Annotated in this window: 3 protein-coding genes; 1 reads left to right on the top strand and 2 read right to left on the bottom strand. The window is 69.5% G+C overall.

Annotated features, from left to right (window positions below; genetic code table 11):
* Positions 1-1,416, bottom strand: a 1,416-nt coding sequence (locus tag VGE49_RS06295; RefSeq protein ID WP_331033708.1) for an NAD(P)-dependent oxidoreductase, incomplete at its 3' end; no start/stop codon positions are given.
* A 261-nt stretch (positions 1,417-1,677) separates the two neighbouring features.
* Between VGE49_RS06295 and VGE49_RS06290 the strand changes: the two genes are divergently transcribed.
* Entirely contained in the window at positions 1,678-4,482 is a 2,805-nt protein-coding gene (locus VGE49_RS06290; RefSeq protein ID WP_331033707.1) for a M16 family metallopeptidase, read from the top strand.
* A 109-nt stretch (positions 4,483-4,591) separates the two neighbouring features.
* On the opposite strand, the gene VGE49_RS06285 is transcribed toward VGE49_RS06290, so the two are convergent.
* The coding region (locus VGE49_RS06285) for a glutamate-5-semialdehyde dehydrogenase (RefSeq protein ID WP_331033706.1) at positions 4,592-5,266 on the bottom strand (675 nt) is incomplete at its 5' end.

Here is a 5,266-nt window from a genome sequence, read left to right as displayed (position 1 = left end):
GGTACGCGCGCGCAGGTAGCGGTCGATTTCGGCCGCGGCGTCCTGGCCGTCGCGCACGGCCCAGACGACGAGGGAGGCGCCGCGCACGGCGTCCCCGGCGGCGAACACGCCGGGCAGGGTGGTGGCGAACCCGCCGCGCGCTGTCTGCAGGGTGTTCCATCTGGTCAGGCCGAGCCCGGCGTCGAGCTGCTCGGCGAAGGCTTCCGGCTCGAAGCCCAGGGCCTCGATCACCAGGTCGGCGGGCAGGTCGAAGTCCGAGCCGGCCACCGGGGCGATGTCGCGGCGACCGCCGGCAGAGGCCTCGGTCAGGGCCATGCGCTGGGCGCGGACGGCGATGACGGCCTCGCCCCTCGACATCAGGGCCTTGGGCGCGCCTAGCCATTCGAAGCGGACGCCTTCCTCCTCGGCGTTCTGCACCTCGCGGGCCGAGCCGGGCATGTTGTCGCGGTCGCGGCGATAGAGGCAGACGACGCTGTTCGCGCCCTGACGGACGGCGGTGCGGACGCAGTCCATGGCCGTGTCGCCGCCGCCGACGACCACCACGTCGCGACCGACGGCGTGGGGCGCGGCGGCATCGGCGGCGTCGCCGCAGTCGATGCGGTTCTGGGCGATCAGGAAGTCGAGCGCGGCGACGGTGTCGTTGGGGCCGCGCCCGGGGACGCTGAGGGTGCGGGCCTGATAGACGCCCATGGCCAGCAGGACGGCGTCATGGCGCGCGCGCAGCTCGTCCATCGAGACGTCGACGCCGACGTTGGTGTTCAGCACGAATTCGACGCCGCCCTCGATCAGGCGGTCGATGCGGCGCTGGACGATGCGCTTCTCCAGCTTGAAGCCGGGGATGCCGTAGGTCAGCAGGCCGCCGGCGCGGTCGTGGCGGTCATAGACGACGACAGCATAGCCTTCGCTGCGCAGGCGGTCGGCGGCGGCCAGGCCGGCGGGGCCGGAGCCGACGATGGCGACGCTCTGGCCGCGCTCGGTCAGGGGACGGATAGGCTCGACCCAGCCGTTGTCGAAGGCCGTGTCGGCGATCCAGGCCTCGACCGAGCCGATGGTGACGCCGTCCCACCCCGATTGCTGCAGGGTGCAGGCGCCTTCGCACAGGCGGTCCTGCGGACAGATGCGGCCGCAGATCTCCGGCATGGTCGAGGTGGCCGAGGCGACGCGCCAGGCCTCGCGCAGGTCGCCGTCCGCCGACAGGGCCAGCCAGTCGGGGATGTTGTTCTGCAGCGGGCAGGCGTTCTGGCAGAAGGGCACGCCGCAGTCGGTGCAGCGCGACGCCTGGGCCGCGCCGCCGGCGGCGGTCGGTTTGAGCGTGATCTCGGTAAAGGCGCCCACGCGCAGCTCAGCGGGCTGTTTCTCCAGCCGACGCTGCTCGATCAGAAAACCACCAGGGTTGGAACGGCCGCCTTTTTGCATTTGCTCATTAAGCGAAACATGGCGCGGTTGTGCAAATATTTTCCGCAGCCAGGCCTAAAATTGATGACTGATGGCATGAAATAGTGCCACTATTGAAGTGTCGAGCATTTTATGATCGGCGAGCGGTGTGCATCGCAGCATGATTTGTCGTGCCGGAGCGATGTAGCGGACTCTCCGTGGGATTAAATTTTAGAAAGGTTCGTTTCTGGCGACGTAGCGCCGTTACGGTTCGTCCATCGCGATATCGCACTGGGGGAATTCATGACCATCGCCGCTCGCCGCCTGGCCCTTCTGGGCGGGGCCGCTGTCAGCCTTCTGGCCGCCGCCGCCCATGCTTCTCCGGCGCCCGCCGCCGCGCCCGCCGCCCAGAACCGGGCCGCAGCCGCCGCGCTGCCGGCCCTGCCGGACGTGGACATTCCCTACACCAAGATGGTGCTGCCGAACGGCCTGACCCTGATCGTCCACGAGGACCACAAGGCGCCGATCGTGGCGGTGAACATCTGGTACCACGTCGGGTCGAAGAACGAGCCGCAGGGCCGTTCGGGTTTCGCCCACCTGTTCGAGCATCTGATGTTCAACGGGTCGGAGAATTTCAACAACGACTTCTTCAAGGCGACCGAGCTGCTGGGCGCCACCGACCAGAACGGCACCACCAACACCGACCGCACCAACTATTTCCAGAACGTGCCCAAGTCGGCGCTGGATAGCGTGCTGTGGCTGGAAAGCGACCGCATGGGCCACCTGCTGGGCGCCATCGACCAGGCTCGTCTGGATGAGCAGCGCGGCGTGGTCCAGAACGAGAAGCGCCAGGGCGAGAATCAGCCCTACGGCCGCGTCTGGGACGCGATCACCAAGGCCACCTATCCGGCCGATCACCCTTACGGCCACACCGTCATCGGCGAGATGGCCGACCTGAACGCCGCCAGCCTGGACGACGTGAAGGGCTGGTTCCGCGACTACTACGGCGCCGCCAACGCGACGATCGTTCTGGCCGGCGACATCACGCCGGAGGAGGCCCGCGCTAAGGTCGAGCACTATTTCGGCGACATTCCCTCGGGTCCGCCCGTCACCCAGCCGCAGCGCATGGTGTCGCGGATGGAAGGCGTCCAGCGCGAGGTCATGTACGATCGCGTCGGCCAGCCCCGTCTCTACAAGGTGTGGAACGTGCCGCCGACCGGCGACGCCGCCACCGACTATCTGGGCCTGCTGGGCCAGGTCCTGTCGTCGGGCCGCACCTCGCGCCTGCACAAGCGCCTGGTCTTCGATGATCAGGTCGCGACCAGCGTCTTCGCCGGCACCTCCGAGAGCGAGATCGGCAGCCAGTTCCTGGTCATGGTGACGGCCAAGCCGGGTCAGGACCTGGCGGCCATCGAGCGTGTCGTCGATGAGGAGATGGCCCGCCTGCTGCGCGACGGCCCGACCGCCGATGAACTGGAGCGCGCCCGCACTGTCAACGGCGCCGCCTATGTGCGCGGCCTGGAACGGATCGGCGGCTTCGGCGGCAAGTCCGATCGTCTGGCCGAGAGCCAGGTCTTCCTCGGTGATCCGGGCGCCTGGAAGGTCGGTTATGAGCGCCTGCTGAGCGCCACCCCCGCCAATCTGACGGCGGCCGGGCGCGAGTGGCTGACCGACGGCAGCTATGCGCTGGAAGTCCTGCCCTTCCCCGACTTCACCACGGCGGCGAACGGCGCCGACCGCACCAAGATGCCGGACCCGGGCGCCGCGCCCCAGGCCGACTTCCCCAGCTTCGAGCGCTTCACCCTGTCGAACGGGCTGAAGGTGGTGCTGGCCCCGCGCACCGGCGTGCCGACCGTCAGCATGAACCTGATCGTCGAGGCCGGTTCGGCGGCTGATCCCTCGGGCAAGAACGGGGTGGCCCAGCTGGCGCCCGCCGTCATGACCAACGGCACTGACAGCCTGAACGCTCTGCAGATCAGCGACCGGCTGCAACTGCTGGGCGCCTCGGTCGGGGCGGGCTCCACGGTCGACTACACCAACGTCTCGCTGAACGCGATCGAGTCGCGTCTGGAGCCGTCGCTGGCCCTCTACGCCGACATCATCCAGAACCCGGCCTTCCGGGCCGAGGATTTCCAGCGGGCCCAGACCCAGCAGATCTCCGGCATCCAGCAGTCGAACCGCAATCCCGGCGCCATCGCCAGCCGCGTGCTGGCGGCGAACGTCTATGGACCGGAAAACCCCTACGGCCGCCCGACCTCGGGAACGGAGAACAGCGTCAAGGCGCTGACCCCCGCCGACGCCGAGGCCTATCACGCCGCCTGGTTCCGTCCCGATAACGCCACCCTGGTGGTGGTCGGCGACACGACCCAGGCCGAACTGGCCGCGGCGCTGGAGAAGGCCTTCCGCAACTGGCGCGCGCCTTCGACCGCGCTGCCGGTCAAGCCCGCCGCGCCGGCCCTGCCGTCTCCGGCGGCGCCGCGCGTGTTGATCGTGGATCGCGCCGGTCCGCAGTCGTCGATCACCGCCGGCCGTCTGGCCCCGGCCTTCGACGCGGCGAACGAGGGGGCCTTCGACGTGGCCAACACCGCCCTGGGCGGCGCCTTCACCAGCCGCATCAACATGAACCTGCGCGAGGACAAGCACTGGTCCTACGGCGCCGGGTCGGGCCTGCGGACCGCGCGCGGCGAGCGGATGTTCCTGGTCTCGACGGGGGTCCAGTCCGACAAGACCGCCGAGAGCCTCAACGAGATCCGCAAGGAACTGAACGATGTGGTCGGTTCGCGGCCGCTGACCGAGAGCGAGATCGCCGCCGTGCGCTCCAATCTGGTGCTCGGCATGGCCGGGGGGTGGGAGACCAACGCCGCCGTCGCCGCCGACCTGACCCGCATGGTCGTCTACGGCGTGCCGGAAAACTACTACGACGGCTACGCCGCCTCGGTGAACGCGACCAACCCGCAGCGGGCCTCGGTCGCGGCGCGCGCCCTGGTCGGCGACGGGCCGACGACCTGGGTGGTGGTCGGCGATCGCGCGGCGATCGAGCCGAAGATCCGCGCCCTGAACCTGGGCGAGGTGCAGGTGGTGGACACCGAGGGCCGTCCCGTCAACTGACGGATCGGTTCTGGGGCAGGGGGAGGGCGGCGCTGCGGCGTCGCCCTTTTTCGTGGGGCCTACCGCGCTTCGCGCTGCTTGAGGCCTGGGGCTCTGAAGAGGGTTGGGCTCAGAGCCGGGTCTGGCCCTGACCGCGCACCACGTATTTGTAGGTGGTCAGCTGTTCGGCGCCGACGGGGCCGCGGGCGTGCAGTTTGGAGGTCGAGATGCCGATTTCGCCGCCGAAGCCGAACTCGCCGCCGTCGGCGAACTGGGTCGAGGCGTTGATCAGGACGATGGCGCTGTCGACGCCGCCCACAAAACGCTCAGCGGCCTCGGCGTTGGTGGTGATGATGGCCTCGGTGTGGCCCGAGCCGTAGCGACGGATGTGGTCGACCGCGCCGTCCACGCCGTCGACGATCCGCACCGACAGGATGGGGGCTAGGTATTCGGTGGTCCAGTCGGCCTCATTCGCCTCGGTCACTGCGGGGATCAGGGCGCGGGTCTCGGCGTCGCCGCGCAGTTCGCAGCCGGCCGCGAGCAAGTCAGCGGCCACGGCGGGCAGCAGGCGGTCGGCGGCGGCGCGATCGACCAGCAGGGTCTCGGTGGCGCCGCAGACCGAGACGCGGCGCATCTTGGCGTTGACGGCGACGCGGCGGGCGACGTCGAGGTCGGCGGCGGCGTCCAGATAGGTGTGGCAGAGGCCTTCCAGGTGGCCCAGCACAGGCGCTTTCGCCTCGGCCTGAACGCGGGCGACCAGGCTCTTGCCGCCGCGCGGGATGATCAGGTCGATGGCGCCGTCGAG

This window comes from Brevundimonas sp., assembly GCF_036405315.1.
Classification (GTDB): Bacteria; Pseudomonadota; Alphaproteobacteria; order Caulobacterales; family Caulobacteraceae; genus Brevundimonas.
Note: the sequence above shows the minus strand (reverse complement) of the source record. Positions and strands in the feature narration are given on the sequence as shown.